The sequence below is a fragment of the Bradyrhizobium sp. JR4.1 genome (assembly GCF_040548605.1).
GTDB classification, from domain to species: Bacteria; Pseudomonadota; Alphaproteobacteria; order Rhizobiales; family Xanthobacteraceae; genus Bradyrhizobium; species Bradyrhizobium canariense.
Window position 1 is genome coordinate 290,086 of sequence record NZ_JBEPRY010000005.1, and the last position, 25,886, is coordinate 315,971.

At 64.2% G+C, this 25,886-nt stretch carries 28 protein-coding genes; 12 read left to right on the plus strand and 16 right to left on the minus strand.

The genetic code is table 11. The annotated features are described in order from the left end of the window. Positions 1-11: 11 nt before the first annotated feature. Positions 12-551, minus strand: coding sequence for a cupin domain-containing protein (locus tag ABIB90_RS14975; RefSeq protein WP_354159011.1), 540 nt, complete (start codon positions 549-551; stop codon positions 12-14). Between the two features lie 152 nt (positions 552-703). Beyond that, positions 704-991, minus strand: coding sequence for an usg protein (locus tag ABIB90_RS14980; RefSeq protein WP_007602477.1), 288 nt, complete (start codon positions 989-991; stop codon positions 704-706). A 378-nt stretch (positions 992-1,369) separates the two neighbouring features. Here ABIB90_RS14980 and ABIB90_RS14985 point away from each other — a divergent pair, with 378 nt between their 5' ends. Then, the gene (locus ABIB90_RS14985) at positions 1,370-1,684 is read left to right on the plus strand and encodes a co-chaperone GroES (RefSeq protein ID WP_027518760.1); all 315 of its coding nucleotides are present in this window, start codon (positions 1,370-1,372) and stop codon (positions 1,682-1,684) included. 44 nt (positions 1,685-1,728) lie between these two features. Beyond that, positions 1,729-3,369: a chaperonin GroEL gene (groL, locus tag ABIB90_RS14990; protein ID WP_007602475.1), complete on the plus strand. Its 1,641-nt coding sequence runs from the start codon at positions 1,729-1,731 to the stop codon at positions 3,367-3,369. 237 nt (positions 3,370-3,606) lie between these two features. Here groL and lepB read toward each other — a convergent pair whose 3' ends face one another. Continuing rightward, positions 3,607-4,353, minus strand: a complete 747-nt coding sequence (lepB, locus tag ABIB90_RS14995; RefSeq protein WP_354200993.1) for a signal peptidase I — start codon at positions 4,351-4,353, stop codon at positions 3,607-3,609. A gap of 107 nt (positions 4,354-4,460) precedes the next feature. Next, the gene (locus ABIB90_RS15000; protein ID WP_035995675.1) at positions 4,461-5,294 is read right to left on the minus strand and encodes a LysR family transcriptional regulator; all 834 of its coding nucleotides are present in this window, start codon (positions 5,292-5,294) and stop codon (positions 4,461-4,463) included. A gap of 132 nt (positions 5,295-5,426) precedes the next feature. On the opposite strand from ABIB90_RS15000, the gene ABIB90_RS15005 reads away from it, so the two are divergent. The 3 genes from ABIB90_RS15005 (at position 5,427) to ABIB90_RS15015 (ending at position 8,136) form a co-directional block, all read left to right on the plus strand. Next, positions 5,427-6,020 (plus strand): cysteine hydrolase family protein, encoded by a 594-nt coding sequence (locus tag ABIB90_RS15005; protein WP_007602472.1) that lies wholly within the window; start codon positions 5,427-5,429, stop codon positions 6,018-6,020. A 13-nt stretch (positions 6,021-6,033) separates the two neighbouring features. After that, positions 6,034-6,672 (plus strand): glutathione binding-like protein, encoded by a 639-nt coding sequence (locus ABIB90_RS15010; protein WP_354200994.1) that lies wholly within the window; start codon positions 6,034-6,036, stop codon positions 6,670-6,672. Between the two features lie 111 nt (positions 6,673-6,783). Next, complete coding sequence (locus ABIB90_RS15015; RefSeq protein WP_354200995.1) at positions 6,784-8,136, plus strand: caspase family protein; 1,353 nt, start codon at positions 6,784-6,786, stop codon at positions 8,134-8,136. A 31-nt stretch (positions 8,137-8,167) separates the two neighbouring features. Here the strand turns inward: ABIB90_RS15015 and ABIB90_RS15020 are convergent, their stop codons facing one another. Then, complete coding sequence (locus ABIB90_RS15020; RefSeq protein ID WP_354200996.1) at positions 8,168-9,241, minus strand: DUF2778 domain-containing protein; 1,074 nt, start codon at positions 9,239-9,241, stop codon at positions 8,168-8,170. A 647-nt stretch (positions 9,242-9,888) separates the two neighbouring features. Here ABIB90_RS15020 and ABIB90_RS15025 point away from each other — a divergent pair. Further along, complete coding sequence (locus ABIB90_RS15025; protein WP_354159023.1) at positions 9,889-10,413, plus strand: FecR domain-containing protein; 525 nt, start codon at positions 9,889-9,891, stop codon at positions 10,411-10,413. Positions 10,414-10,489: 76 nt separating this feature from the next. Then, the gene (locus tag ABIB90_RS15030) at positions 10,490-12,379 is read left to right on the plus strand and encodes a CHASE2 domain-containing protein (RefSeq protein ID WP_354200997.1); all 1,890 of its coding nucleotides are present in this window, start codon (positions 10,490-10,492) and stop codon (positions 12,377-12,379) included. Positions 12,380-12,405: 26 nt separating this feature from the next. Here the strand turns inward: ABIB90_RS15030 and ABIB90_RS15035 are convergent, their stop codons facing one another. From ABIB90_RS15035 to ABIB90_RS15050, 4 genes are all read right to left on the minus strand, one after another. Then, on the minus strand, positions 12,406-13,908 hold the full coding sequence (locus ABIB90_RS15035; RefSeq protein WP_354200998.1) for a glycosyltransferase family 39 protein: 1,503 nt from the start codon (positions 13,906-13,908) through the stop codon (positions 12,406-12,408). 6 nt (positions 13,909-13,914) lie between these two features. Beyond that, positions 13,915-15,048 (minus strand): glycosyltransferase family 2 protein, encoded by a 1,134-nt coding sequence (locus ABIB90_RS15040; protein ID WP_007602465.1) that lies wholly within the window; start codon positions 15,046-15,048, stop codon positions 13,915-13,917. A 274-nt stretch (positions 15,049-15,322) separates the two neighbouring features. Beyond that, entirely contained in the window at positions 15,323-15,526 is a 204-nt protein-coding gene (locus ABIB90_RS15045; protein WP_007602463.1) for a hypothetical protein, read from the minus strand. An 88-nt stretch (positions 15,527-15,614) separates the two neighbouring features. After that, positions 15,615-15,995, minus strand: coding sequence for a hypothetical protein (locus ABIB90_RS15050; RefSeq protein WP_354200999.1), 381 nt, complete (start codon positions 15,993-15,995; stop codon positions 15,615-15,617). Positions 15,996-16,110: 115 nt separating this feature from the next. Here ABIB90_RS15050 and ABIB90_RS15055 point away from each other — a divergent pair, with 115 nt between their 5' ends. Further along, a complete protein-coding gene (locus ABIB90_RS15055) occupies positions 16,111-16,932 on the plus strand; it encodes a DUF72 domain-containing protein (RefSeq protein WP_354159031.1) in 822 nt (273 codons plus the stop codon). A 22-nt stretch (positions 16,933-16,954) separates the two neighbouring features. Beyond that, a complete protein-coding gene (locus ABIB90_RS15060; protein WP_063995813.1) occupies positions 16,955-17,416 on the plus strand; it encodes a DUF488 domain-containing protein in 462 nt (153 codons plus the stop codon). 109 nt (positions 17,417-17,525) lie between these two features. Here the strand turns inward: ABIB90_RS15060 and ABIB90_RS15065 are convergent, their stop codons facing one another. The 7 genes from ABIB90_RS15065 to ABIB90_RS15095 all read right to left on the minus strand — a co-directional run bounded on the left by ABIB90_RS15065 (position 17,526) and on the right by ABIB90_RS15095 (position 24,321). Next, positions 17,526-18,440: a PhzF family phenazine biosynthesis protein gene (locus ABIB90_RS15065; RefSeq protein ID WP_354201000.1), complete on the minus strand. Its 915-nt coding sequence runs from the start codon at positions 18,438-18,440 to the stop codon at positions 17,526-17,528. Positions 18,441-18,563: 123 nt separating this feature from the next. Beyond that, complete coding sequence (locus tag ABIB90_RS15070; protein ID WP_035994607.1) at positions 18,564-18,842, minus strand: amidohydrolase family protein; 279 nt, start codon at positions 18,840-18,842, stop codon at positions 18,564-18,566. 417 nt (positions 18,843-19,259) lie between these two features. Beyond that, the gene (locus tag ABIB90_RS15075) at positions 19,260-20,567 is read right to left on the minus strand and encodes an adenylate/guanylate cyclase domain-containing protein (RefSeq protein WP_007602452.1); all 1,308 of its coding nucleotides are present in this window, start codon (positions 20,565-20,567) and stop codon (positions 19,260-19,262) included. Positions 20,568-20,598: 31 nt separating this feature from the next. Next, positions 20,599-21,762 carry an ABC transporter permease gene (locus tag ABIB90_RS15080; RefSeq protein ID WP_007602451.1) on the minus strand — a complete coding sequence of 388 codons (1,164 nt, stop codon included), beginning with the start codon at positions 21,760-21,762 and terminating at the stop codon, positions 20,599-20,601. Further along, a complete protein-coding gene (locus tag ABIB90_RS15085) occupies positions 21,759-22,691 on the minus strand; it encodes an ABC transporter ATP-binding protein (protein ID WP_354201001.1) in 933 nt (310 codons plus the stop codon). Before ABIB90_RS15085 ends, ABIB90_RS15080 begins: the two co-directional genes overlap by 4 nt. Beyond that, positions 22,688-23,629: an HlyD family secretion protein gene (locus ABIB90_RS15090; RefSeq protein WP_354159039.1), complete on the minus strand. Its 942-nt coding sequence runs from the start codon at positions 23,627-23,629 to the stop codon at positions 22,688-22,690. The genes ABIB90_RS15085 and ABIB90_RS15090 overlap by 4 nt, the downstream gene beginning before the upstream one ends. Then, on the minus strand, positions 23,626-24,321 hold the full coding sequence (locus tag ABIB90_RS15095; RefSeq protein WP_354201002.1) for a TetR/AcrR family transcriptional regulator: 696 nt from the start codon (positions 24,319-24,321) through the stop codon (positions 23,626-23,628). The genes ABIB90_RS15090 and ABIB90_RS15095 overlap by 4 nt, the downstream gene beginning before the upstream one ends. Before the next feature lie 109 nt (positions 24,322-24,430). On the opposite strand from ABIB90_RS15095, the gene ABIB90_RS15100 reads away from it, so the two are divergent. From ABIB90_RS15100 to ABIB90_RS15110, 3 genes are read left to right on the plus strand one after another with little or no spacing between them, the layout of a single operon-like run. Then, positions 24,431-24,766, plus strand: coding sequence for an ArsR/SmtB family transcription factor (locus ABIB90_RS15100; protein ID WP_007602444.1), 336 nt, complete (start codon positions 24,431-24,433; stop codon positions 24,764-24,766). Beyond that, positions 24,763-25,227, plus strand: coding sequence for an SRPBCC family protein (locus ABIB90_RS15105; RefSeq protein WP_354201003.1), 465 nt, complete (start codon positions 24,763-24,765; stop codon positions 25,225-25,227). The genes ABIB90_RS15100 and ABIB90_RS15105 overlap by 4 nt, the downstream gene beginning before the upstream one ends. A gap of 12 nt (positions 25,228-25,239) precedes the next feature. Continuing rightward, complete coding sequence (locus ABIB90_RS15110; protein ID WP_354201004.1) at positions 25,240-25,653, plus strand: GFA family protein; 414 nt, start codon at positions 25,240-25,242, stop codon at positions 25,651-25,653. The last annotated feature ends 233 nt before the right edge of the window (positions 25,654-25,886 follow it).

The window sequence follows — 25,886 nt, forward strand, 5'->3', positions numbered from 1 at the left end:
CTGCGCTTCGCCTACGCCTTCAACTCCACAGTCCTGAACTCCGCCGGCAGGATCACCTCCAGCAGTTCGACGTCGTCCGAATAGTCGAGGATCATGTGCTTGATCTTCGGCGGCTGGGTCCAGGCGCTGCCTTCTTTCATCAGCGTCTCGCCCTCTCCGTCCATATAGGTCTTCACCCAGCCCTTGAGCACGTAGACCATCTGGAATTCGACGTCGTGGAAGTGCAGCTTCGACACCTCGTCCGGATTGCAGGGGCCTTGCAGCCGGATCACGTGCGCTTGCGCGAGGCCGTGGCTCGCGGCGGCGATGCCGAGATCGCGATACTTCGCGTAGGTGCGCAGGCCGTCGGCCTTGAAATCTTCCTCGCGGTGATGGCTGATCGCGATGCGCTGCTTGGGACGCGCCGGTTTCTTGACGGATGACTTTGCCGGTGTCGCGCGAGCTTTCGCCTTCACCGTCTTCCGCGCCGAGGATCGTGCGGCAGGTTTGGCCCCGCTTCGCTTCTTTACCGCCGCCTGCGATGCGCTACGCGATTTTGCTTTCTTGGCCATGGGCGGTCTCCCCTGTTGTTATGGGGAGAGGCTAGCACAGAATGCGAAATCGTAGAGTAGGTCAGCGCTCACGTAACCCACCACTTCTTTCCGCAACCGTTGAAGCATGGTGGGTTACGCTGACGCCGCCCCCTGCAGTACCGCGCTCGCCTTCAATGCAGCCGGAACACGCCGTCCACCGCGCGCAGCTCGGCCGGCTTGATCAGCTTGGAATGCGCGACGGTGACCGAGAATAGCGGCCCGTCGAGCTTCTTCTGCCAGAACGCCAGGAAATCCGTCAGCGCGGGAAATTTCGGAAACATGTCGTAGTTCTGCCAGACATAGGTCTGGAGCAGCGAGCGATGATCCGGCATCCGGTAGAGAATTTCGGCCGTCGTCAGCCCGTAACCCAGCACCTGTTTCCGGAAGTCGTCGGAAACAACCCCAACTCGCGAGACCATGCCAACCTCCTTTGCAGGAGCGCATATTCAAGGGATGGCTTTCCGGTAAGCGCCCTACGAGCCACCCGGTGGAGATGCGCTCACATGAGTCAAATGTGACGCAAACTGACAATCCATCTCAAGCCCAAAAGTTTAACAAGCTGTTGAAATTCAATGCGTTAGCAGCAGATGTGGCTCCGTGCTAATACGGGCGCCGAGCACGATTAACGATGGAAAGAGATTTTGGCAGGCGGCGCTTCCGAGTGCTATTTTTCTGCTACAAGCCCTTGCTCCCGCCAAAATCCTGCCTTATCTCAGCTGTGCCTGTGCTAGCACTCGCGGGCGCAGACTGCTAACAACCAAAAATTCCCAACTCGTGCAAAAGCTTAGGAGAACTGCATGAAATTCCGTCCGCTTCACGACCGCGTCGTGGTCAAGCGCATCGACGCAGAAGAGAAGACCGCTGGCGGCATCATCATTCCCGACACGGCCAAGGAAAAGCCCTCGCAGGGCGAGATCGTCGCCGTGGGCCCGGGTGGCCGCGACGAAGCAGGCAAGCTGATCCCGATCGACCTGAAGGTCGGCGACCGCGTGCTGTTCGGCAAGTGGTCCGGCACTGAGGTCAAGATCGACAACGTCGATCTGCTGATCATGAAGGAAAGCGACATCATGGGCGTCCTCGACGTCCCCGCTTCCAAGAAGAAGGCGGCCTAAGAGCCCCTCTCTTATCCAGCTAAACACCTAAGGAAAAAATCCAGATGGCAGCAAAAGAAGTTAAATTCTCCGTTGATGCGCGCGACAAGATGCTTCGCGGCGTCGACATTCTCGCCAATGCGGTGAAGGTCACGCTCGGTCCGAAGGGCCGCAACGTCGTGCTCGACAAGTCGTTCGGCGCTCCCCGCATCACCAAGGACGGCGTCACCGTCGCCAAGGAGATCGAGCTCGAGGACAAGTTCGAGAACATGGGCGCGCAGATGGTGCGCGAAGTCGCTTCGAAGTCCGCTGACGCGGCCGGCGACGGCACCACCACCGCCACCGTGCTGGCCCAGGCGATCGTGCGCGAAGGCGCCAAGTCGGTTGCCGCCGGCATGAACCCGATGGACCTGAAGCGCGGTATCGACCTCGCGGTCGAAGCCGTCGTTGCGGACCTCGTCAAGAACTCCAAGAAAGTCACCTCGAACGACGAGATCGCCCAGGTCGGCACCATCTCGGCCAACGGCGACGCGGAGATCGGCAAGTTCCTCGCCGACGCCATGAAGAAGGTCGGCAACGAGGGTGTCATCACCGTCGAGGAAGCCAAGTCGCTCGAGACCGAGCTCGACGTCGTCGAGGGCATGCAGTTCGACCGCGGCTACATCTCGCCCTACTTCGTCACCAACGCCGACAAGATGCGCGTTGAGATGGACGACGCCTACATCCTCATCAACGAGAAGAAGCTCTCCTCGCTGAACGAGCTGCTGCCGCTGCTCGAGGCCGTGGTGCAGACCGGCAAGCCGCTGGTCATCGTCGCCGAGGACGTCGAAGGCGAAGCGCTTGCGACCCTGGTCGTGAACCGTCTCCGTGGCGGCCTGAAGGTTGCGGCCGTCAAGGCTCCGGGCTTCGGCGATCGCCGCAAGGCCATGCTGCAGGACATCGCGATCCTGACCGGCGGCCAGGCGATCTCGGAAGATCTCGGCATCAAGCTCGAGAACGTCACGCTCAACATGCTCGGTCGCGCCAAGAAGGTGATGATCGACAAGGAGAACACCACGATCGTCAACGGCGCCGGCAAGAAGGCCGACATCGAAGCGCGCGTGGCTCAGATCAAGGCGCAGATCGAGGAAACCACCTCGGACTACGACCGTGAGAAGCTCCAGGAGCGTCTTGCCAAGCTCGCTGGCGGCGTCGCGGTGATCCGCGTCGGCGGCGCGACTGAGGTCGAGGTGAAGGAGCGCAAGGATCGCGTTGATGACGCGATGCATGCGACCCGCGCGGCTGTGGAAGAAGGTATCGTCCCGGGCGGCGGCGTCGCCCTGCTCCGTGCCTCCGAGCAGCTCAAGGGCCTGCGCACCAAGAACGACGACCAGAAGACCGGCGTCGAGATCGTCCGCAAGGCGCTCTCCGCGCCCGCTCGCCAGATCGCGATCAACGCCGGTGAAGACGGCTCCGTGATCGTCGGCAAGGTCCTCGAGAACAAGTCGTACGCCTATGGCTTCGACTCCCAGACCGGCGAATATGTCGACCTCGTCAAGAAGGGCATCATCGACCCGACCAAGGTGGTCCGTACCGCGATCCAGAACGCAGCCTCGGTTGCGGCTCTCTTGATCACCACGGAAGCCATGGTCGCCGAGCTGCCCAAGAAGGGCGGCGCCGGTCCGGCGATGCCCCCGGGCGGCGGCATGGGCGGCATGGATTTCTGATCCAGCCATTCCGGCAAACGACAAAATGCGAAACCCCGGCAGCGATGCCGGGGTTTTGTTTTTGGAGGATCGCTTCACGCGCCCCGCGATCATAGTCCGTAGCCTGGAAGGAGCGGAGCGCAATCCGGGGCACCGTATCCGGCGCGAGCAGTCTCCTGGATTACGCTGCGCTCCATCCAGGCTACGAACTCAATTCATGCAGGCGCCGCGCACTGCCCCGGGAATGGCGGAGCGGCCTCACCACACCTTCCCCAGTCGCTCCATGTGCGGCTCGCCCTCTTGGTCGAGCGACCAGAATATCCGCGTCACCTTGCCGACCAGATTGTCCATCGGCACGAATCCGATCGACGACATCACGCGGCTGTCGCTCGAGTTGTCGCGATTGTCGCCGAGCACGAAAAAATGGCCTGGCGGCACGGTGTAGACGTCGGTGTTGTCGTAGTAGCCGTTGTCGACGCAGTCCTGCGTGACGTAGGAGGCGCCGTTAGGCAGCGTCTCGCGCCAGCGCTTGGCCTTCGCAGCGGCGTCCACGCCGCAGCTGGAGCCGGCGAATACCTGCTTCAGAGCGACGCGCGTCACCGGGCGGTCGTTGAGGACGAGCTGGCCCTGCCGCATCTGGATGCGATCACCGGGCAGCCCGACCACGCGCTTGACATAGTCGACCGAGGTGTCCTTTGGCGTCCGGAACACGACGACGTCGCCATACTCGGGCTCGGTGGCCCGAAAACGCCCGGAGATCCATGACGGCGCGAAGGGAAACGAATAACGGCCATAGCCATAGGCATATTTCGCAGCAAAGACGTAGTCGCCGACGACCAGCGTCGGCGTCATCGAGCCGGACGGGATGTTGAATGGCTGGAACAGGAAGATGCGAAACAGGAACGGCGGCGACCACAGCACCGGGATCAGGAGGATCAGGATGACGATCGCCTTCCATTCCCGCACTTTGGCCTGCGGCTGGATGGTTTCCTCAAGAGTGGTCATGCGCCTGCCCTGATCAAGCCCGTCGTCGTTGCGAGATTACGCAACCTTTGCGCGCGCGCAATCCCATAACTTGGTCGCGCCGCGCACGGATCGCGTTCACGCCGCAGTCAACCGCGCGCGAGATCGCTGAAGCAGCGGCGGATCCATTCGATGGTGAGCCGCGTCGCCGGGTCGCGCTTGAGATGGTTCTGCACCAGCAGCCAGACGTCGCGACGCCCGGGCAGCAGTGTGGCGCGCAAACGGCGGTCACCGAGCAAATCCGCGCAGACATGCTCCGGCAACACACCCGCAGCCTGATGCGCGCGGATCAGGTTACGGATGACCCGAACGTTGTCGGTGACGCAGCGCGCGCGGGCTTTCTTCGCGCGCAGGAATTGCATCTCGGGAATGGCACCGAGCTCGTCGGGATAGGCGCACAGCATCGGCTCGCCCTCCGTCGTAACAGGCTCGAAATAATAGAGCTTGACGTCACCGAGCCTGGAGATCGCGAAGTCGCCCTTGTCGGGCTTGCGCAGCCGGATGGCGAGATCGGCTTCCCAGCGCGAGAACTTGACGTTCTCGCTCGAGGTGAGGAATTGCAACGTCAGGCCGGGATTGGTGCGCAGGAAGTCGCTCGCCCGCGGCGACAGAACCTCCTCGGCGACCGTGTTGGTGGAAGCGATACGCAGGCGTCCCACCGGACCTGCCAGACTCTCGCCGACGCGACCGATCTCGGCGGCATGTGCGGCCATCGCCTCGACATGCGCCAGCACCGCCTCGCAACTCCGCGTCGGCCGGCGCTGACCGTCCACCGCATCGAACAGCGGTACCCCGAGATCGCGCTGGATGCGTGCGAGTCTGCGTCCGACGGTGGTCTCGTCGATGCGCAGCCGCGCGCTGGCGCCGGCATAGGTGCCTTCGTCCCTCACCGCGGCGATGATGCGCAGATCGTCCCAGTTCACGGCGATGAATCTAGCAGGCACGACCGAATCCTGCAAATTTGCAGCCACATGCTGCAATAGTCCTGCACATTGGCAGGCCATCGCCGCGCTACTGTCGCACCATCCGATATTCCTTAGGAAGGCCCGACCCGCATGACCGCCCCCAAAACTCTGCTTGAATTGTCCGGCGCCGATCTCACTCCGCCCGGGCTCGGCGATTCCTGCCTCGTGCTGATCGACATCCAGAACGAATATTGCGCCGGCCCGCTTGCCTTGCCGGATGCGGAGCCCGCGATCGCCGCCGCCGCGCGCCTGCTCGCCCGCGCGAGGGCGAGCGGCGCTGCGATCTTCCATATCGCGCACAAGGGACGTGCCGGCAGCCTGTTCGACCGCGAGGCCGCGCGCGGTGCGATCGTCAGGCACCTGGCGCCGCTCGCCAGCGAAGCTGTAATCGAAAAGGCGCTGCCGAACGCTTTTGCCGGCACCGACCTGCAGGTCCGGCTGGCCGCAACCGGACGCACGAACATCGTGCTGGCCGGTTTCATGACCCATATGTGCATCAGCTCGACCGCCCGCGCCGCGCTCGACCTCGGCCTGCGCACGACGATCGCAGCCGATGCCTGTGCGACACGCGATCTTCCCGACGGCCGCGGCGGAGCGCTCTCCGCGAAGACCATTCACGAGGTCGCCCTGGCCGAATTGTCGGACCGGTTTGCGATCATCGCGCAAACCGAGACGTTGACCTGAAGGAGCGTGGGCGATGCTGCAACTCTACTTCTCCCCCATGGCCTGCTCGCTTGCGAGCCGCATCGCGCTGATGGAAGCGGGCCTCGAGGCCCGCTATCATCCGGTCCATCTCCAGACCAAGCAGGTCGTGGACGACGGCAGCGACTTCCTCGGCGTTTCCCCAAAGGGCGCGGTGCCGGTCCTGGTGCTGGAGAATGGCGAGCGGCTGACCGAAAGCGCGGCGGTGCTGCAATACATCGCCGATCTGAAGCCGCAGGTGGGCCTTGCACCCGCGTTCGGCGATCCCGACCGCTATCGGCTCCAGGAATGGCTGAGCTTCATCGGGGCCGAGATCCACAAGGCGTTCCTGTTTCCGACCTTCTGGTACAAGGACGACGCCTCGCTCGCCAAGCCGCGTGCAAGGATAGCGCAGAGCTTATCGATCCCTGCCACGCATCTGGCGGACCGCGAATTCCTCGTCGGCAACAGCTTCACCGTGGCAGATGCCCACCTCACCTGGGCTTTGCTGCTGCTCCGCCCCGCGGGCGTCGATATCGCGCAATGGCCATCGTTGTCGGCCTATCTCGCGCGCATGCAGGCGCGGCCGGTCGTGCGGGACGCGATTGCCACGGAAATGGCTGTGCGCAAGACGATGGCGGCGAGCCCGGCGTGACAGGATGTCACGGCCACGAAATCCGAGCGTTGTCTCTGGCAGGGCATTGATGTCGGCGCGGCATGCGCTAATCTGGAGGGATATTTTTCGACATTTCCTTGGAAGGCATTCATGCGTGCTCTTTCCAGTTTTTGCCTCGCCAAACTTTGCGTCGCCCTCTTCGCGTGGTGGCTATGCCCCGAGCCTGCATCGGCGGAAACGCGGGTCGCGCTGGTGATCGGCAACGGCGCCTATGCCAGTACGGCGAAGCTTCTCAATCCGTCGCACGATGCCGAAGACGTCGCCGCCTCGCTCAAGCGCAGCGGCTTCGAGGTGCTCCAGGGCATCGACCTGCGCCAGGCCGACATGCAGGACCTCACCATCCGCTTCGCGCGCGCCGCGAGCAAAGCCGACGTCGCCATGTTCTACTACAGCGGCCATGCGATGCAGTACAACGGCGTGAACTATCTGATGCCTGTCGACGCCGTGCTGAGCGACGAAGCCGACCTGAAGCGCTTCGTGCGGGTCGACGACATCGTGAACGATCTGCAGCAGGCCAAGAACCTGCGCATCCTCATCCTCGATTCCTGTCGCGACAATCCGCTGGCCGAAACCTTGAAACGCTCCGCCGGCATGACGCGCGGCGCCTCGATCGGTCGAGGCCTGTCGAAAGTCGAAGCACCGCGCGGCACGATCGTGTCGTTCTCAACCCAGTCCGGGCAGACCGCGGCCGATGGCAGCGGCCGCAACAGCCCCTACACGACGGCGTTCCTGAAGCACATCGAGGAGCCGCAGGAGATCGGCGAAGTCTTTCGCGACATCAGCAGCGACGTCTACGATTCCAGCGGCAAGACCCAGTTGCCGGAACTGTCGCTGTCGATCATCGGCAAGTTCTACCTGAACGGACCGGTGTCGGTCACGGTGGCCCCGGCGGCGCCGCAAGCCGCACCCCGGGCTGACCCTTGCGCGGCAGCAGAAGCGCACTGGAAGGCCGCGGACGGCATCGGCACGCTCGGTCCTTTCGAGGATCACCTCGCGAGATTTCCGAATTGCATCTTCGCCACGCTCGCCAAAGCTCGGATCGAGGGCCTGAAGCAGAAGGTGGCGCTCGCGCCGGCAACCGGCAACGCCCGTACCGCGAAGGACTTCGACGGCAATTGGGACGTGACATTGAACTGCCCGCCTACCGGCAAGGCGCAGGGCTTCACCCGGGCTCTGTCTGCCACGGTTGCGAACGGCGTGTTTCACGCTGACGCTCAGAGCCAGGGCGCCGTCAATCGCCTGGAGATCGATGGCCAGATCCCCGCGGACGGCAAGACCACTTTGAGCGCGCGCGGAACGACGGGGGCGAGCACCTATACCCTCAACAATCTCGCGCCCGGCTCGCCCTACGCCTTTACGGTCGATGCGCAGTTCGATCGCACCCGAGGCACCGGCAAGCGCAACGAGGCGCGCGCCTGCGGCCTGGTCTTCGTCAAGCGCTGATCGTGCAAAAAGCGGTGAGGCGCATTGCGCCTCACTCCACCCGCGCCAGCACCGCGAGTTTGCGGATGCCCTTGTTGCGGTAGGCGTCTAGGAACGCGTAATAATCCTTGAAGGACACGCAGCCGTTGGAATCGCCATTCGGCCCGAGCATGAAGGTGTGCGCGAGCAGGCCGTCGCGGCCGTAGATCGCGCTCTCACCGCCAATCGGGGTCAGGCGCAGCGCCGGAACGCCGTGGAACAGCGCTTCGCGCGGCTTCAGGTCGTAGATGTGCGGCGGCGTCACGCCACGCATGCGGATGCGCGAGGAACGGGGATCGTCGAGATTGGAGCCGAGGCCGGAATGTGCCTCGAGCTTGGTGCCGTCAGGCAGATACACCGTCTTCGCGCTGATGTCGTAAACCGCGGTGGAGCGGTCGTAGGGCGCCGAACCGCCGAGCATGGGATTCTGCTCCTTCGGCGCGATGGAAGCGGTCACGCTGGCGTCGGCCGAGGCATAGGCGAGCAGTCCGCCGGAGGGCTCGCGCTTGCCCCAGAGCTTTTCCACCATCGACTGACGCGGCCCGGTGATCGACATCACTGCAGCCTTGGCGCGATCGGCGATCGATTTTGCCTTCGCCTCAGGCGCCGGCACGATCTCGGCCGGATCTGCCGAGGCAAGCTGCACCGGCGCGTCGGCGCCGCGCTTGGACTTCGCAGCGTCAGCGATCTTGGCGGGACTTGGCTTCAGGACCTCCGCGACCCTCGCGATCACGCTCGGCTTCGGCGCGTCCTTGGCTTCCGCGATCTTGGCTGCGGGCGCGGCGCTCGCCGCATTCGATGTCACGCCTTGGGTCGCAGCCGCGGCAAAGCGATCGTTGAACATCTCGCGTGAGATCGGCGCTGCCACCTGCGACCGGTCGGGCAAGAGCGCAAAGGCTTCCTTGACGGCCTCACCGGCCTCGCGCAGCGCGACCCTGGGCGCGCGCTTGATCACGGGCTCGTCGTAGCCGCTGCTGCCGACCGTCGGATAGACGCTGGCGGCAAAGATGTTGCTGTAGATGGTCCAGCCGGCGCCAAGCACGACGCAGCCGATCGCGGCGGCGCCAAGCACGTTTTGCGTGGTCATTTTCCGGGAAGGCTTCCGATAAGAAGTGCTCGAGAATCCTTTGGACTTTCGTGCCGCGATGCCTTGCGCAGCGATACTCGTACTCATTCGCCTTGCGTCCAGAACGGTGTCACTCAGTCCCCCTTCGAAGCGCCGCTGGTCACGATCCGGGAACAGCATCTCGCAGAGGGTCGGAGCGTCATTAAGGCCACTTTTAGTTAAATGCGGATTAAGTTCGGGCGGATGTGGGGCAACCCGTTCGGGTCGTCCCATTTTGGGAAAAAGCCCGCAGGACTACGGACTTAGGCGCGTCTGTTAACTATAATTCTCGGCCGGATCGCTGCGGTCGGCGAACGTCTTTGGCCGCCTCTCTAAACGCACCAACCAAGTCGTTTTCGTGGTCTTCAATACCCGGACGTTAACGGGGAATCATTGCGCGAGGCTGGTGTGCAATAGCCCGCTTCCACCTCTCGTGGCACGCCGCTTACGCATCGCACAGGGCCCTCGCACGGCACGGCGCCCTGACCGAAAGTTGATCGAGCCGGTCTGGCAAAGCCCGTGCCGAGAAAATAGCTGCGATGTCGGCACTTTTCAGCAGCCTCTGCGTGTGATACGGTACCGTATCAACATCGCCTTGAACTGTGCCGAGCACGCAAACGGAGGCTGGCATGAGAGAGTTCGCGCGCGCGGGGTTTTTCGCTCTGGCGGGGTCGCTTCTGTTGACCGGACATGCGATTGCCCAGCCTGCTGCCAATGTTGGCTGCACGGCATCGCCATCCGCTGCCGGCACGCAGACCTGGCGCTGCGACAACGGCATCACCATCGTTGCGGAAAACGGCGCCAGATTTGAACTTAAGGACGCCAACCGCGACGGACATATAGACTCGGTGGAGTTGAGCAGCAAAGCGCTGCTGGTCGAGGTGCCCAGGAAGCCCGGCGGCAATCCCTTCAAGGTGCTGACGCCGCAAGCGATCGCCGCGGTGCGCGGCACGAAATGGGCGGTCGATGTCGCAGAGGCCAAGACCTCCGTCTTCGTGGCTGACGGTCGTGTCGGCGTGAGCCGCAGGAGCGGCGGGCGCGGCGTGGTACTAGGCCGCGGCGAAGGCGTCGACGTGGAAGCGACTGGCCCGTTGACGGTGAAGACATGGGGTCAGCCGCGCGTCGACGCGTTGATGACAAGACTAGGTCAATAGACTAGGCCGATAAGTTCGGGTCACCGGGGCTCGGCCAACAGCATTTGGACGATAGAGAGAATTGCAACACGACCACATGAGTAGCCGACGCGTTCAGATCCTCGTGGCACTCGTCCTCACCGCGCTGTGGGGCGTGAGCATCTATGCCGGCCATGCCAACGGTCATCTGCGCTTTCTCGATCGCCTCGAGGCGACGCTGACGGATTGGCGGACGCAGGTCCGCGGCGTGCGGGTTCCGCCCGATCTCGTCACCATCGTCGCGATCGACGACACCGTCGTGAAGCGCGGCGGCAGCTATCCGCTGCCGCGCGCCGATCTCGCCCGCGTCGTGGACACCATCGTGCAGTTCAAGCCGAAGGTCGTCGCGATCGACCTGCTGCTGGTCGACCGCAGCGCTGCGATCGGCGACGCCACGCTGGCAAATACGCTGGCTACCGGTCCCATGGTTCTTGCCGCCGCGGCGATCTTCCCGTCCGCCAGTGAGACCGTGGAGACCAGCGGCCAAGGCCCCCTCGCCGCCCTGCCGCAGGCCGAGCGCTTCCTGCTGCCTCTACCGGCGTTCGCCGATCATGCCGAGGTCGGCGTCGTCAATGTTGCGACCGGACAATCGGGCTCGCCGCTCTCGGTGCCGATGCTGTTCCGGACGAGCGACAAGGTCGAGCTGTCATTCCCGTTGCGGGTTGCGGCGCGCGCGCTCGACAGGTCGCTGACGATCGCGCCGGACCATCTGATGCTCGGCGACCGCGCGGTGCCGACCGATACCGATTTCGCGCTGCCGATCACCTATTACGGCCCGCGCCGGACCATCCGCACCGTCAGCGCACAGAGTATCTTCGACGGCACGCTCAATCGCGCGGCGATCGAGAACCGGATCGTCGTGATCGGCGCCTCGGTCGCCGGCGGCGGGGATTTCTACCCGACGCCGTTCGATTCCCTGATGCCCGGCGTCGAAGTGGTGTCCACGGCGATCACCCATCTCGTCGCCGGCGACAGCATCGTGCGCGACCGCAAGGTCCACATCGCCGACGCACTCATCGCGATCCTGTTGCCGATGCTGCTGGTGGGCCTGCTCGCCTGGCGGCGCAGCGCGCTCGGCATCGTCGCTGCGGCCGCGGTGATGATCGCCTGGGCCGGCTTCAATCTGTTCGCGTTCACGCACGGCGTCTGGCTGAACGCCGCGACCACGCTCGCCGCAGCAGTGCCGCCGGTTGCGGTCTTTGCCGGCGTGCAATTGTGGGCGGGAGGCCGCCGCACGCAATATTTCGCAGCCAAGAGCCGGTCGCTCGCGCAATTCCAGGCCCCGGCGGTGCAGGAGTGGTTGGCGCGCGATCCGAATTTCCTGTCGAAACCCGTTCGGCAGGACGCAGCAATGGTCTTCATCGATCTCTCCGGCTTCACGGCGCTGAGCGAGCGGATCGATCCGGGCGAACTCCAGGATATTCTGAAGGCGTTTCACGCGCTGATCGAGAGGACCGCGGTCGATTGCGGCGGCATGATCAGCGGCTTTCTCGGCGACGGCGCCATGATCCTTTTCGGCCTGCCCGGCGCGATGCCCGACGACGCCGCACGCGCGCTGAAATGCGCAATCGACCTGCACCGTGGCGTCGAACGCTGGATCGCATCGTTGCCGCCTGCGATCAGGGATCAGCTCGGCTTCAAGATCGGCGCGCATTTCGGCCCGATCGTCGCCTCCCGCCTCGGCGAAAGTCATCAGCACATCACGGCGACAGGCGACACCGTCAACGTGGCGAGCCGGTTGATGGAGGTCGCCGCCCAGAACGGCGCGCGGCTCGCGCTTAGCGATACGCTGCTGGATGCGGCCGACTTCCAGGGCGCTCCTGACGGCATTCTGTCGGGCCCCCTGCTCACGCAGGTCCGCGGCCGCTCCGGCGTCGTGACCGTCTGGTTCTGGCGCGACCAGGACAGGCCAAATCAGGCCACGGCCAAGGCCGAGATGATCGACTGAACCCTCGTCGTCGTTCCGACGAAGAGCTACCGCGCTTCCGGCGGCGGCGAGCGGTCCAGCACGTCGCCCTTGGCGCCTTCGAGCAGATCGATGCCGTAGGTCTCGATCACGAGCGGGCCGCGCTTGCGCTGCAATTGCGCGACCTGCGTCACCTTCGCAAAGAGGTCGTGGACGGCGGGATGGCCGTCAGAGCGCAGCTCGTCGACATAGATCAGCTTGCCCTCAAGCAGCTTTGGATCGGGCTCTGGCATGTTGGCCCAGCGGATGCGCTGGTTCTGCTGCGCCACGCAGCTGCCGCGCGGCAGATAGAAGCCGAGCCAGCCCGTCGTGCCGTAGTCCGGCGCAAGCACGCAGGTCGCACCATTGCGGGCGCGCACCGCTTCGATTTCGGCAGCGAGCTCGCGCCAGCCGACGCCGACGCTGCGCACGGTCGCATCGCGGCGATAGCCGGACAGCCAGCCAGTATTGGCCTGCACGATCAGCGCGGCAAACATCACGATGCCGGTGGGTGCGGCCCAGCGCAGGCAGAAATCCGCGAGGCGCCGCTGGCGCGGCTTCCACTGCACGAGATTGGCCGCGGCGGCCGCCGCGATGACGAAAGGCGGATAGACCGGCGCGAACCAGTTGGCCTCGACGCGGGCATGCAGCGAATGCCAGACGAAATAGGCGACGATGGTCCAGAACATCGTCTCGATCAGCACGCGCGAGGCCAGCGCGCCGGCCCGGCGCCAGGTCAGCGCGTGCAGCCCCATCGCGCCGAGGATGAACACCAGCGGGGTCGCGAACGCGATCTGGGTCGGAATCAGCTCGGCGATGAAGACCGGACGAAAATCCTCGATCCTGGCGCGCCCGAGCTGCTTTGCGAACGAGACCCATTGATGATCGGCATTCCAGAGGATCACCGGCGAGAACAGCGCGAGCGCAACGAAACCGCCGAGATACGGCCAGGGCGAGAGAAACCAGTGCCGCAGTTTCGGCACGGCCGCGATCCAGATCAGGATCGCCAGCCCGAAGAACATCGCGGTGTATTTCGACAGTAGCGCCGCGCCGACGGCTGCGCCGACCGCGAGCCACCAGACGCCGCGGCCGCTCTCCAGCACCTTGGCGAGAAAGAACAGCACGAAGCTGGAGGCAACCAGAAGCGGCGCATCGGGCGTGACGATCAGCGTGCCGACCGAGGCCAGCAGCGTCACGTTGAGCAGGATGGCGCTGGTCGCCGCTACCCGCGCACCGCCGAACAGGATCGCAGCGGAGCGATAGATCGCGTAACTCATCGGCAGCGCGAGCAGGATCGAGACCAGGCGGACGCCGAGTTCGGTGTCGCCGGCGATGAGGGTGCCGGCGCGGATGACGTAGGCAACCATCGGCGGGTGGTCGTAATATCCCCCGGCGAGGTTCTGCGACCACATCCAGTAATAGGCTTCGTCGAAGGTGATCGGCGTGACGGCGGCCGCGACGAGCCGCAAGCCGACCAGCGCAAGGATCACCAGCGCCGTATTGCGGACGATCCGCGCGTCAGCCCCACCCATCGTGAGCTATTTCTTGCGCCAGACGAACAGTCCGGACATCGCGTAGTTCCACACCACGCCCATCAGCGCCCCGGCCGCACCGGCAAGCCACCAGATCGGCTCCTGGTCGTAGACCGAAAAGGCGACGCCGACATTGGCGAGCAGGCCGACGCTGCACACGATGTAGAACGCGATCAGCCCGCGCAGCAGTGCAAAGCCCTTCAGCCGCTGGTCGCGATAGGTGAGGAAGTTGTTGAGAACGAAATTGCTGGTCATCGCGACGATGGCGCCGGAGGCCTGCGCTTCCGCGAACGGCTCCTTGAACAGCTCGAGCGATATGAACAGGGTGGTGAGATGCACCACGAGGCCGATCCCGCCGACCATCGCGAACAGCAGGAAACGTAACGAGACAGCATCGTTGGTGAACTTCGCCAGCACCAGGCCGAGAAAATCCAGCGCGACCATCGAATCGAGCTTGCTTTCGCCGTGCTGGCGCTCGCCGAACGTGTAGGGAATTTCGATGGCGCGCAAGGTGCCGTTGGCGCTTGCGACGAGGTCGAGCAGGATCTTGAAGCCGTGCACGGAAAGTTTCGGCGCCAGCTGCTCGAAGCGGTCGCGGCGAACCATGAAGAAGCCGCTCATGGGATCGGCGATCTCGACCCGCAGCGCTTTCCTGGCGAGTTCCGTTGCCAGCGCGCTGGCGCCGGCGCGCTGCTTGTTGAAGCCTTCGCTCTTGTAGCCCTCGATGTAGCGGCTGCCGACCACGAGTTCGGCCTGCCCGCTCGCGAGCAGCGACAGCATCTTCGGCAGTTGCGTCTCGTCGTGCTGAAGATCGGCGTCGATCACGGCCGCATAGGGCGCGCTGGAAGCCAGGATGCCCTCGATGCAGGCCCCCGACAGGCCGCGGCGGCCGATACGGCGGACACAGCGCACGCGGCTGTCGCGCTGTGCCAGCGCGCGCACGACATCCCAGGTGCCATCAGGCGAATTATCGTCGACGAACACGACCTCCCAGGCGATGCCGGCCAGCACGGCCTCCAGCCGCCGGTACAGCACCGTGACATTGTCGCGCTCGTTGAAGGTCGGGACGACGACCGACAATTCCGGCGCCGGCGAAGCCGCCTGTGGGGTATCGGAGCCCGGTCTGATCGCTTGATTCATGACGGCAGCGTATATCCGCCGCGTCCTGTGCTGCCAAGAACTTGTGCTGCCAAGAACTTGCGCCGGCAAGCCGGGGTTTCTCTGGGGGGCGGCCCAAAAGGGGCCCTAAAATGCCAACGACCCCGGAACGGCGGGCGGCGCGTACATCCGGCGCAGCCTGTGCTATTCCAAGGTCGTTCCAGCGCCGGAGTTTTCGCTCAACGTCGCCGTTAGAAGCTAAATAGGAACGACAAAGCCGCTTTGCAAGGAGCGAAAGAGGCCCTTTTTCATGCCCTTACTGGTTGGGGACTTCCTTGATCACCGGCCCTCGCGGCACGGGCGCGGCAGGGGCCGCCGGCGCCGTAATGGCGGCCGGATCGGCCTTCGCAGGCTTGGGCGGCTTGCCGTACTGGCCGATCGGCCCGAAGACGACGGCGACCGCAAGCACGATCGCCGCGACGATCGCGCCCAAAATGCCCCCCACCGACTCAGACGACATGGAAACCCATCCCTGTTCCAGATGCGCCCAGTGATACCATGGATGAGCGCGCTGCCGGAAGGGCTTGCCGGACGCACGGGTCGATGGGCTATTTCTGCGGCGGCTTGTGCTTGACGAAGGCCGTCACGATGTCCTTCTGCGCCGCCTCCACCGCTCTGTTCGCGGTCGCGAGATGGGCGCCGGCATCGATATCCGGATATTGCGTGGTGAGATAATCGAGCAGTGCCACCCGGTAGTATTGTCGCTCTGACGGACAGGCTCCGGCGACGGAGCGGCCAAAGTCCTGTTCCGACAGGCCCTGATTGCCGTCGCGCGAATATTCCCGCGCCAGGCAATGCCAATAATCGTCGCGGCCCTGCATGGCGAGCTTCTGCGCACCCTTGGCATCGTCATCGTCGGCCATGACTGAAGATATCATGGCAGCAGATGTCATCATGACGAGCGCCGCTCCCACCACCAGCATCCGCATCTTGTTCTCCTTTTTTTGCAGATCCCGTCGCGAGCTTAGACGGGACGTCGCAACTGGCCAATCACAACTGGTTTGATTAGGATGGAGGCCCTCCTCCCGCATCCGAGATCCTCCCGTGGCCAAAGCAAAAACCGCGTCTAAAAAATCCGGCAACATCTTCATCGGCATCGGCGGCTGGACCTTCGAACCATGGCGTGGGGTGTTCTATCCGGAGAAGCTCACGCAAGCCAAGGAGCTGTCCTACGCCGCCTCGAAGCTGACCTCGATCGAGATCAACGGCACCTATTACGGCTCGCAGAAACCGGAGAGCTTTCGCAAATGGGCGAGCGAGGTGCCCGATGGTTTCGTGTTCTCGGTCAAGGGGCCGCGCTTCGCCACCAACCGGCGTGTGCTGGCCGAGGCCGGCGATTCCATCAAACGTTTCTATGATTCCGGCGTGCTGGAACTCGGCGATCATCTTGGGCCGGTGCTGTGGCAGTTCGCGCCGACCAAAAAATTCGACGGGGCCGATTTCGGCAAGTTCCTCGAGCTGTTGCCGCGCAAGCTCGACGGACGCGCGCTGCGCCACGTCGTCGAGGTCCGTCACGACAGTTTCTGCACGCCGGACTTCGTCGCGCTGATCCGCGACTTCGAGACGCCCGTCGTCTTCGCCGAGCACGGCAAATATCCAGCGATCGCCGACGTCGCCGGCGATTTCGTCTATGCCCGGCTGCAGAAGGGCAATGACGAGATCAAGACCTGCTATCCGCCGAAGCAGCTCGATGCCTGGGCCAAGCGCTTTCAGGACTGGGCCGAGGGAAGCGAACCCGACGACCTGCCGAAGGTCGACAAGGCCAAGCCGAAGAAGGAGCCGCGCGACGTGTTCGCCTATGTCATCCACGAGGGCAAGGTTCGCGCACCGGCCGGCGCGATGGAACTGATCGCGCGGGTGAGTTGAGGTGTTTCCCTGAAGGTGTCTCATGGCAAAGGCCAAAAAGCTCTTCACCATCGGCTATGAGCAGACGCCGCCCAAGGCGGTGCTCGACGAGCTGGAGCAATCCGGCGTCAAGCTCGTCGTCGACGTGCGCGCGGTGACGTCATCGCGCCGGCCCGGCTTTTCCAAGAAGCAGTTGTCCGCGGGCCTTGATGAACGCGGCATCGCCTATGTCCACCTCGCCGCGCTCGGAACGCCCAAGGAAGGCCGTCTCGCCGCCCGCAGCGGGCAATACGATGTGCTGGAGAAGATTTTCTCAAAGCACCTGAAAACGCCGGAGGCGCGGGAGCAGATGGACGAACTCTCGGCCCTGGTGAAGAAAGCAGGTCCCGTCTGCCTGCTCTGCTACGAGCGCGACCACACCCATTGCCACCGCCAGATGATCGCGGAAATCATCGAGGATCGCGATGGCGTAACGGTGAAGAACCTGGCGGGGCGGCAGGTCTGAACGACTCTCTCCGTCATGGCCGGGCTTGTCCCGCCCGGGCCTTCGCCTCGCTGAAGCGGCTTCGGCCGCGCGGGCGGGACAAGCCCGGGCATGACGATGGAATAGAGAGCTACCCCTCCCCCACCAATCGGAACATCCCTTCCATCATCTGCACGCATTGCCCGCCGACATGGGCTGAAACGATCTTGCCGTCCTGCTTGCGCACGCGCGTCAGCAAGAGGCTCGGCCGACCCATATCAAAACCCTGCCCGACGGTGAGCTTCAATTCGCCATCGCGCGTGGCATCAAGCTCGGCGAACAGCGCTGCGGCTGCGACCGTGGCGCTGCCGGTGGCGGGATCCTCGGTGAGGCCGCTGGCGCCGCGCATGAACATGCGCGCCTGCCGCTCGCACGGCGCCTCCGCTGCGGGCACATCGCGTGTATAGAACCACACCGAACGGGCGTCGTCGCGCGGCAAGACCCTGCCGAACGCGGCCGCGTCGGGCCTGGCCCGCTTCAGCGCATCGCGCGAATGCACCTCCGCCACCAGGAACGGCGTTCCGACGCCGACGACTTGCGGCGCGTGGTGATCGATCCTGATGTCATCAGCGGTCAAGGAGATGCAGGCCGCAACGTCAGCGGCGGAAACCTGCGCCAATCGCGACAGCGGCTGCGGCGCGGTGAGTTCGGTGCTGATGACCCTTCCCTGCTCCCGAAAAATGTCGACCGGCACGAGTCCGGCCTTCTCCTCGAACAAGAGGCGCGGCTTCGGCTCCTTCGCGAGGCTCGCCAGCACGAAGGAAGTGCCGATATTGGGATGGCCGGCAAAGGGAAGCTCGCTGACCGGCGTGAAGATGCGCACCTCGGCGTCATTGGCCTTGTCGCGCGGCGGCAGCACGAAGGTGGTCTCGGAATAGTTGAACTCGGTCGCGATCGCCTGCATCTGCTGTGTGGAGAGCCCGCCGGCATCGAGCACCACGGCGAGCTGGTTGCCGCCGAAGGCGCGGTCGGTGAACACGTCGACGGTGATGTAGCGGCGCTGCATCTTTCGCTTCCTCTTCACGCAAGCGCAGCCGCGGTCGGCTGCATCGCCGGCACTCTACAAGCCGGCGACATCGCCCGTCATGCCCCAAAATAGAGTGCAATCGGAGCAATCGCGGAAGACGGATCAAAAGCGGCAGAGCGAACGTGGCGATGCTAGCACTTGCGCGCGTTCACTCTGATCGACGATCAGCCCATCGATAAATCGCAGGTTCTTCGCGTAGCTTTGCGCCTTCTCGAACTGCGTGTGCGGCCAGTCGCTGCCCCAGAGCAGTCGATCAAGGCCGTACGCGTTGCGCAGCAGCGGGTAGGCCGTCTTCGCAAAATCTTCGCCGGCCGCGCCGTTGCGATACGGCGCCGAATCTACTCGGCTACCTCCAGCGCGAGATCCCGCGGAGTCCGCCATCAGCGTTCGCAACGCCGGGCTGGCGGACTTCACCGGCCCGGCTTCGTCTCTGCAGCGAGTTAGTACGCGGACGCCGTATTGGGGAGGCAAGGCGGCTGCGTGTAAGGCGCAGAGGCATACGCGCCTGCTGCGGGAGCCCTGACGCAGTCGGTCGCCACGTGAGTTGCGGCGCGGCGCGGCACGCTGTCCCGCGCCGATGCGGCCTGGCTTTGGGTGACAGCAGCGGCGATCAGGGCGGCTGCAACAAGGATCGATCGAGTCATTGGCTTTCTCCGGGTGACAAAGGGAAGCTGAGATTTTCGGCTTCCACCGTGCAAGACCCAAAAGCTACCAAGGATATTTCATCACGCGCCTTCAACGAAACGCGAGCCGCTTCAACGAAACGCGACTCACAAGTGAAGGCGCAGGAGGCGGCCCTCACCCCAGTTGAAACACCGCCACCTTCTGCTCGTAGCCGCGCACCTCGACCTCGCCGAGCGAGACCGCATCGTCGCCGTCGGCGCCCAGCGCGTCGCGGACAGACGCGGAGATCAGGAGCTGCGAGCCGAACTCCTTGTTGAGCGCCTCTAGCCGTGAGGCGAAGTTCACGGTGTCGCCGATCACAGTGTACTCCTTGCGCCGGGGCGAGCCGATATTGCCGGCGACGACCTCGCCAAAATGGATGCCGATGCCGATCTTGAGTGGCCAGCTCGTCTGCGCGTTGATGCGCTCCATCGCGGTCAGCATCTCGCGGCCCGCGGCGACTGCGCGATGCGCGGCGTCGGAGGCCTCGAGCGGCGCACCGAACAGGGCGAGAAAGCCATCGCCCAGAAACTTGTTCACGATGCCCCCCTCGCGGTCGAGAATGTCGACCAGCACGGCGAAGGCGCCGTCGAGCCGGTCGACCACCTCCTGGGGAGTACGCGACTGCGCGCCGGCGGTGAAGCCGCGGAAGTCGACGAACATCACGGCGACTCGGCGGAGGTCGCCGGCGGCACCCGTCCCCTCCGTCATCAGCCGCTCCACAACCTGCGGCGAGACGTGCTGGCCGAACAGGTTGGTCACCCGGTCGCGCGCAGTGGCTGCCGCAATGCTCGCCGCAAACTGCCGCCGCAATCGCGCGCCGACGGCGCCCGCCAGCACGCCGCAAATCAGGATGATGGTGCTGCGGACCGCGTGAAAGTAGATCAGGGGTTCACCGGACTCGCTGACCGAGTTGTAATACAGCGCGACAGCCAGGAGTTCGGCTGCGGCCACAAATCCCGTGAAGGTGGACAGCCAGAAATCAAGCCGCAGCGTCGAAAGAATGATGAAGATGAAATAGGCCAGTGGCAGCACGAACCCGAGCGCCTGGCTCGCGCCCATGCTGTGAATCTGCAGGATCAGGATGATCGTTGGCAGCGACGTTTCGATTGTTGCGCCGATATAGCGCCTTATCACCGGAAGGTCGCGATCGAGCTTGAGGTATCGCCTGATCTGGCTGTGGACCCAGACTTCGAAGAGGACGAAGCCTGCCAAGAGACCGTATTCGCGGACCAGGCCCTCCGTCCCGCGCCAGACCCGGTTCACGATGGCGGGGTCGATCAGATAGGTTGCGGTGAGAAACAGGATCATGACGCAGCCCGTGATGATCAACGCCCTCACCCGCAACAGCTCGGTCCGCAGCACCTCCCGCGTCAGCTCGCGCTCGAAGTCTTCGGACATCACGGCATGCTGCCGGGCCTTCCTGCTCGCAAAGCTGACCATTCCGCCCCCTTGATTCCAGGGGCATCTTGCCTCAATCCAGCGTGCGGCGGAAGCGCGTCACGGCGATGGTCATGGCGAGCAGCATCAGCACCGCCAGCGCCAACGCGTCGAAACGCAAATTTTGCATGCTCGCGCCCTTCAGCATGATGGCGCGGACGATGCGCAAATAATGCGTCAGCGGCAGGCACTCACCGACATATTGCGCCCAGGCCGGCATCCCGGCAAACGGGAACATGAAGCCGGACAGCAAGATGCTCGGCAGGAAGAACATCATCGACATCTGCATCGCCTGGAGCTGGTTCTGCACCAGCGTCGAGATCGTATACCCGATCGCCAGATTGGTCGTGATGAACAGCGTCGAAAGCAGCGCCAGCAGGAACAGATTGCCGAGCACGGGCACGCCGAACAGGCCGACGCCGATGCCGATGATGAGGAACGCCTGCACGAACCCGACCAGCACGTAGGGAATGATCTTGCCGAACATCACCTCGACCGGCCTGATCGGCATCGACAGCAGAGCCTCCATGGTACCGCGCTCGACTTCCCGCGTGACCGAAAGCGCGGTGAAGATCAGCATGGTCATGGTGAGGATGGTACCGACCAAGCCCGGCACGATGTTGAGGCTCGACGCGGCGGCGGGGTTGTAGCGGGCGTGCGCGCGGATCTCGAACGGCATCTCCGGGGGATCTCCGATGTAGAGATCGTGCTTGAGCGCGGTCTGCACGACCATGCCGAGCGAGCCGATCGCCGCGCTCGCCGCCACTGGATCGGTGGCGTCGGCCGCGACCAGCAGCGCCGGCTTATCGCCGCGCCGCACCGCCCGCTCGAAGCCGCGCGGGATCTCGACGCCGAACAGAACCTTGCCGGATTTCAGGAGATTATCGAAATCCTCGACGTCGTGGACTTCATAGAGGAAGCGGAAATAGGCGGTGTTCTCCAGCGCCTTCAGGATCGAGCGTGCGAGATCGGAATCCTCCTGAAGCAGCACCGCGCTCGGCAGATTGTGCGGCGTGGTGTTGATGGCGTAGCCGAACAAGAGCAGCTGCATCACCGGCAGCATCACGATCATCGCAAATGACACACGGTCCCGCTTGAGCTGGATGAACTCCTTGATCAGCATCGCATAGGAGCGCCTCCAGAAGCCGAAGCGCTCCCGGATCGCGTGCTGGGGTTCGTGACGATCGACCGCGCTCATTGGAAATTGTCCTTGGAACGACTCATCAATTCGATGAACACGTCTTCCAGTGACGGCGATGATTTGTGCCAGTGCAGTCCGCTTTTTTCGCGCCACGGCGCGATGCTGGCTTCGAGCGCGGCGACGTCGCGGCCGGAGACGTGCAGCGACGTGCCGAACGGCGCCACCATGTCGATTCCCGGCTTGCCGGTGAGCGCAGCCGTGAGCTCGTTCAGGTCCTCGCCCGTCACGGTGTAGGTCGTCAGCGCGGATTTCGCGATCACCTCGTCCACGGTGCCGTGCACGAGCAGATGGCCATAGGCGATATAAGCGATCTCGTGACAGCGCTCGGCCTCGTCCATGTAGTGGGTCGAGACCAGCACGGTGAGACCGTCGGCCGCGAGTGCATGAATCTCGTTCCAGAAATCGCGCCGCGCTTTTGGATCGACGCCGGCGGTCGGCTCGTCAAGCAGCAGCAGCTTCGGACTGGGCAATGTGCAGGCACCTAGCGCCAGCCGCTGCTTCCAGCCGCCGGAGAGTTCGCCGGCGAGCTGTTCCTCGCGCCCCGAGAGCCCGATCCGCTTGATCATGTCGCGCGCGGCGCCGCGTGCATCGCGAAGGCCGTACAGCCGCGCGACGAATTCGAGGTTTTCGCGGACAGAGAGATCCTGATAGAGGCTGAACCGCTGGGTCATGTAGCCGACCTGGCGCTTGATCTTTTCGGCATCGCGCCTGATGTCGTAGCCGAGGCAGGTGCCCTCGCCGCTGTCGGGCGTGAGCAGGCCGCAGAGGATGCGGATGGTCGTCGTTTTGCCCGAGCCGTTCGGGCCGAGGAAGCCGTAGATCGACCCCCGCTTAACCTGCATCGACAAATCGTGCACGACCTCGCGGCCGCTGAACGACTTGGTCAGGCCCTTGACGTCGATCGCGATGCCGTTGCCGCCGTTCATCGCTTGTCCGCCACCGGAGTCTTTGGATTGAGATGGACGTCGATGGGTTGTCCGACACGCAGCGCATCGGGGCGCGACGGCCGCGCCTGGATCAGATAGACGAGCTTGTTGCGCTCCTCGAGGCTGTAAATGACAGGCGGTGTGTATTCGGCCGAAGTCGCGATGAAATAGATCTTTGCGGTGAGATCGGCGGCGCAATTGTCGCACGCGATCCGCACGGTATCGCCGATCGCAAGCTTCGGCAGCTCGGTCTCCGGCACGAAGAAGCGCAGCTTCATGTTGCCGGGCGGCATGATCGAGAGCACCGGCCGCTGCGCCGCCACCATCTCGCCCTCGCGAAAATAGATCTGCTGGATGGTGCCGGCCACGGGCGCAAAGCCCTTGCGCCGCGCCATCCGCGTCTCCGAGGTCGCCACCCGCGCCTCAGCAACGCGCAGGGCGGAGACGGCCGAGTCGAGATTGGCCTGCGTGCCCGAGCCGGTCTTGCTCAGCGAGGCCGCGCGGTCATAGGTCTGCTGCGCGTTGGCAAGCGTCGCCTTGTTCTGGTTGAGATCGGCAAGCTGGAGATCGTCGTCGACGGAATAGAGGTGATCGCCGACCTTGACCTCGTCGCCCTCGCGGACGTTGAGCTTGATCACGCGGCCCGCCTCGTCCGGACTGACGAAGATCATGTCGGCCTCGACCCAGCCCTGGAAGCCGGGCTCACGCTTGTCCTTGCACCCGGCAAGCCCGGTCGCGAGGACCAGAACCGCGATCGAACAGAGGCGCGGCAAAAACTGGATCGCGCTTGGCGGCAGCCACGGCCGTCGATCCCTCACCCTGAGAAGCCGCGAAGCGGCGTCTCGAAGGGCGAAGGGCCAAAGCCGGGCCTTCATCCTTCGAGACGCGCGTGCCGCGCTTCTCAGGATGAGGTGAGGGATATTTTGGGACGACCTCATGTCGTGCTCCGTTCGCCAAAAATCAAATCGAGATGGACGCGCAGCATGTCCTGCGCGTCGAGCGGCGCGTGCCGTGCAAACAGGCTCTGCCAGATCACCGCGATCATCGCGGGGGCGACCAGGATCTGCGGGTAATGCGCCAGGTTCTTCTGGCGGATCTCGCCGCGGGCGATGCCGAGCTCGATCAGGGTGCGCATGGCGGCGATGCCGCGAGAAACCACCTCGCGGTAGTAGAAATCGGCCACGGAAGGAAACCGCGGCCCCTCGGCCACGATCAGACGCACGAGATCGCCGCGCCGCGTGCCGATGACCTCCTTCAGGAAGTTGCTGGCAAATGTCTCGACGAGATCGCGCACCGAGCCCGCCGGCGGCGGCAATGCCGTCAACCGCGTTACGACAGGCACGATCACCGTCCGCACCAGCTCCTCGAACATCGATTCCTTGTCCTTGAAGTGCAGGTAGATGGTGCCCTTGGCGACACCCGCGCGCTTGGCAATGTCGTCGAGCCGCGTGGCGGCAAAGCCGCGCGCGATGAATTCCTCCATCGCGGCGTCCACGATCGCCGCACGGCGTTCCGCCGCACGCGTGGCGCGGCTCGACGCGGGCACCGCATCGTTGCCAGCGTGCGCAGAGTCCTTTGCGTTGGCGCGAACTGCGGGCGGCGTGGCGGCTTTGGTGGGCTTTCTGGCCATCTACACGATATGACTGACCGGTCAGTCATAGTCAAGACAACACGGCAGACCCAATCTGACCAACAAATTAGTTTTGACTAATTCATTAGCATGTACTAATCTAACACTCATGATTGAAGCCGCCCCAAATCCCATGACCACCGTGATGCGCGCCCTTGCCGATCCGACCCGCCGCGCCGTGTTCGAGCGCGTGTTCGAGAGCAAGGAGATCAGCGTCGCCGAGCTCACGCGGGGAAGCGGCGTGACGCAAGGCGCGATCTCGCAACATTTGAAGTCCCTCAAGCAGGCCGGCCTCGTCGCCGAGCGTGCCGAGGGCCGCAACGTCTATTACCGTGCCGCGCCGCAAGGACTCGAACCGCTGGTCTCCTGGATGGACCATTACGGCGTGTTCTGGCGCGAGCGCTTCCAGAACCTGCGTGACCTCTTGAAGGAGATCGATCCGTGAGTGCTGCCGAATTGAAAGCCGAAACAAAGGACATCGTCATCGACGAGGTGCTCCCTCACGCGCCGGAGACGATCTGGAAGGCGCTGACCAGCGCCCAACTGATCGCGCGCTGGCTGATGCCGCCGAGCGGTTTCGAGGCTGTCGAAGGCAACACCTTCACCTATCAGACCACGCCGGGCGGCGCCTGGGATGGCGTCATCCATTGCCGCGTCCTTGAAGTCATGCCGAACCGGCGCCTCGTCTACGCCTGGAAGGGCGGGAATGAGCGCAACACCGGCTACGGTGCGCCGCTCGACACTGTCGTGACGTGGTCCCTCACCCCGGTCGAGGCCGGCACGCGGATCCGCCTGGTCCATGCGGGCTTCGTCATACCCAGGAACGAATCCGCCTACACGGGCATGAGCGGCGGCTGGAAGAAGGTCGTCCGCCAGCTCGACGAGATCAGCGGCGAAGACAAGTAAGGAGTTATCGCAATGACCAAACCGTTTACCGGCGGCTGCGCCTGCGGCGCGATCCGCTATTCGATTCTGGGCGAGCCCCTGTTCAGCAATCACTGCCAATGCCGGGACTGCCAGCGCGAAAGCGGCAGCGGCCACGGCTCGTACATGACCTTCGCACGCGCCGGCGTCACCGTGACGGGCGAAGCGAAGCATTGGGACATGGTCGGCGACAGCGGCAATTTGAAGACACGCGGATTCTGCGCCCAGTGCGGCTTGCCTGTTTACCTGACCTTCGCGGCCATGCCCGACATCTTCACCATCCGCGCCGCAAGCCTCGACGAACCCGCCCGCTACGAGCCGCAAGTGGTGACTTATGCCGCGCGCGGACATGCCTGGGATCGCCTCGATCCCGACCTGCCGAAGTTCGCAGGCATGCCCCCGGGATAAGGCGACTGATCAAGTAGATTGTTGCCGCCAGGAAGGTGCGCTCCCTCTCCCGCCTGCGGGAGAGGGTTGGGGAGAGGGTGTCTCCGCAACGGGACAATCGCCCAGAGGAGAGAGCGCTCACCCGCGCCTTCGGCGCGACCTCTCCCGCAAGCGAGGGCTTTGCTTAATTGGCCGAGCGGGAGTGAGGCTCGATATGGGGTATTTTTTTGTGCGGCCTCGGATGGCGCGCGAAC

Coding starts and splice junctions, on each gene's coding strand:
- ABIB90_RS14975 (WP_354159011.1), bottom strand. CDS start 551: ATGGCCAAGAAAGCAAAATCGCGTAGCGCATCGCAGGCGGCGGTAAAG.
- ABIB90_RS14980 (WP_007602477.1), bottom strand. CDS start 991: ATGGTCTCGCGAGTTGGGGTTGTTTCCGACGACTTCCGGAAACAGGTG.
- ABIB90_RS14985 (WP_027518760.1), top strand. CDS start 1,370: ATGAAATTCCGTCCGCTTCACGACCGCGTCGTGGTCAAGCGCATCGAC.
- groL (WP_007602475.1), top strand. CDS start 1,729: ATGGCAGCAAAAGAAGTTAAATTCTCCGTTGATGCGCGCGACAAGATG.
- lepB (WP_354200993.1), bottom strand. CDS start 4,353: ATGACCACTCTTGAGGAAACCATCCAGCCGCAGGCCAAAGTGCGGGAA.
- ABIB90_RS15005 (WP_007602472.1), top strand. CDS start 5,427: ATGACCGCCCCCAAAACTCTGCTTGAATTGTCCGGCGCCGATCTCACT.
- ABIB90_RS15010 (WP_354200994.1), top strand. CDS start 6,034: ATGCTGCAACTCTACTTCTCCCCCATGGCCTGCTCGCTTGCGAGCCGC.
- ABIB90_RS15015 (WP_354200995.1), top strand. CDS start 6,784: ATGCGTGCTCTTTCCAGTTTTTGCCTCGCCAAACTTTGCGTCGCCCTC.
- ABIB90_RS15020 (WP_354200996.1), bottom strand. CDS start 9,241: ATGACCACGCAAAACGTGCTTGGCGCCGCCGCGATCGGCTGCGTCGTG.
- ABIB90_RS15025 (WP_354159023.1), top strand. CDS start 9,889: ATGAGAGAGTTCGCGCGCGCGGGGTTTTTCGCTCTGGCGGGGTCGCTT.
- ABIB90_RS15030 (WP_354200997.1), top strand. CDS start 10,490: ATGAGTAGCCGACGCGTTCAGATCCTCGTGGCACTCGTCCTCACCGCG.
- ABIB90_RS15035 (WP_354200998.1), bottom strand. CDS start 13,908: ATGGGTGGGGCTGACGCGCGGATCGTCCGCAATACGGCGCTGGTGATC.
- ABIB90_RS15040 (WP_007602465.1), bottom strand. CDS start 15,048: ATGAATCAAGCGATCAGACCGGGCTCCGATACCCCACAGGCGGCTTCG.
- ABIB90_RS15045 (WP_007602463.1), bottom strand. CDS start 15,526: ATGTCGTCTGAGTCGGTGGGGGGCATTTTGGGCGCGATCGTCGCGGCG.
- ABIB90_RS15050 (WP_354200999.1), bottom strand. CDS start 15,995: ATGCGGATGCTGGTGGTGGGAGCGGCGCTCGTCATGATGACATCTGCT.
- ABIB90_RS15060 (WP_063995813.1), top strand. CDS start 16,955: ATGGCAAAGGCCAAAAAGCTCTTCACCATCGGCTATGAGCAGACGCCG.
- ABIB90_RS15065 (WP_354201000.1), bottom strand. CDS start 18,440: ATGCAGCGCCGCTACATCACCGTCGACGTGTTCACCGACCGCGCCTTC.
- ABIB90_RS15070 (WP_035994607.1), bottom strand. CDS start 18,842: ATGGCGGACTCCGCGGGATCTCGCGCTGGAGGTAGCCGAGTAGATTCG.
- ABIB90_RS15075 (WP_007602452.1), bottom strand. CDS start 20,567: ATGGTCAGCTTTGCGAGCAGGAAGGCCCGGCAGCATGCCGTGATGTCC.
- ABIB90_RS15080 (WP_007602451.1), bottom strand. CDS start 21,762: ATGAGCGCGGTCGATCGTCACGAACCCCAGCACGCGATCCGGGAGCGC.
- ABIB90_RS15085 (WP_354201001.1), bottom strand. CDS start 22,691: ATGAACGGCGGCAACGGCATCGCGATCGACGTCAAGGGCCTGACCAAG.
- ABIB90_RS15090 (WP_354159039.1), bottom strand. CDS start 23,629: ATGAGGTCGTCCCAAAATATCCCTCACCTCATCCTGAGAAGCGCGGCA.
- ABIB90_RS15095 (WP_354201002.1), bottom strand. CDS start 24,321: ATGGCCAGAAAGCCCACCAAAGCCGCCACGCCGCCCGCAGTTCGCGCC.
- ABIB90_RS15100 (WP_007602444.1), top strand. CDS start 24,431: ATGATTGAAGCCGCCCCAAATCCCATGACCACCGTGATGCGCGCCCTT.
- ABIB90_RS15110 (WP_354201004.1), top strand. CDS start 25,240: ATGACCAAACCGTTTACCGGCGGCTGCGCCTGCGGCGCGATCCGCTAT.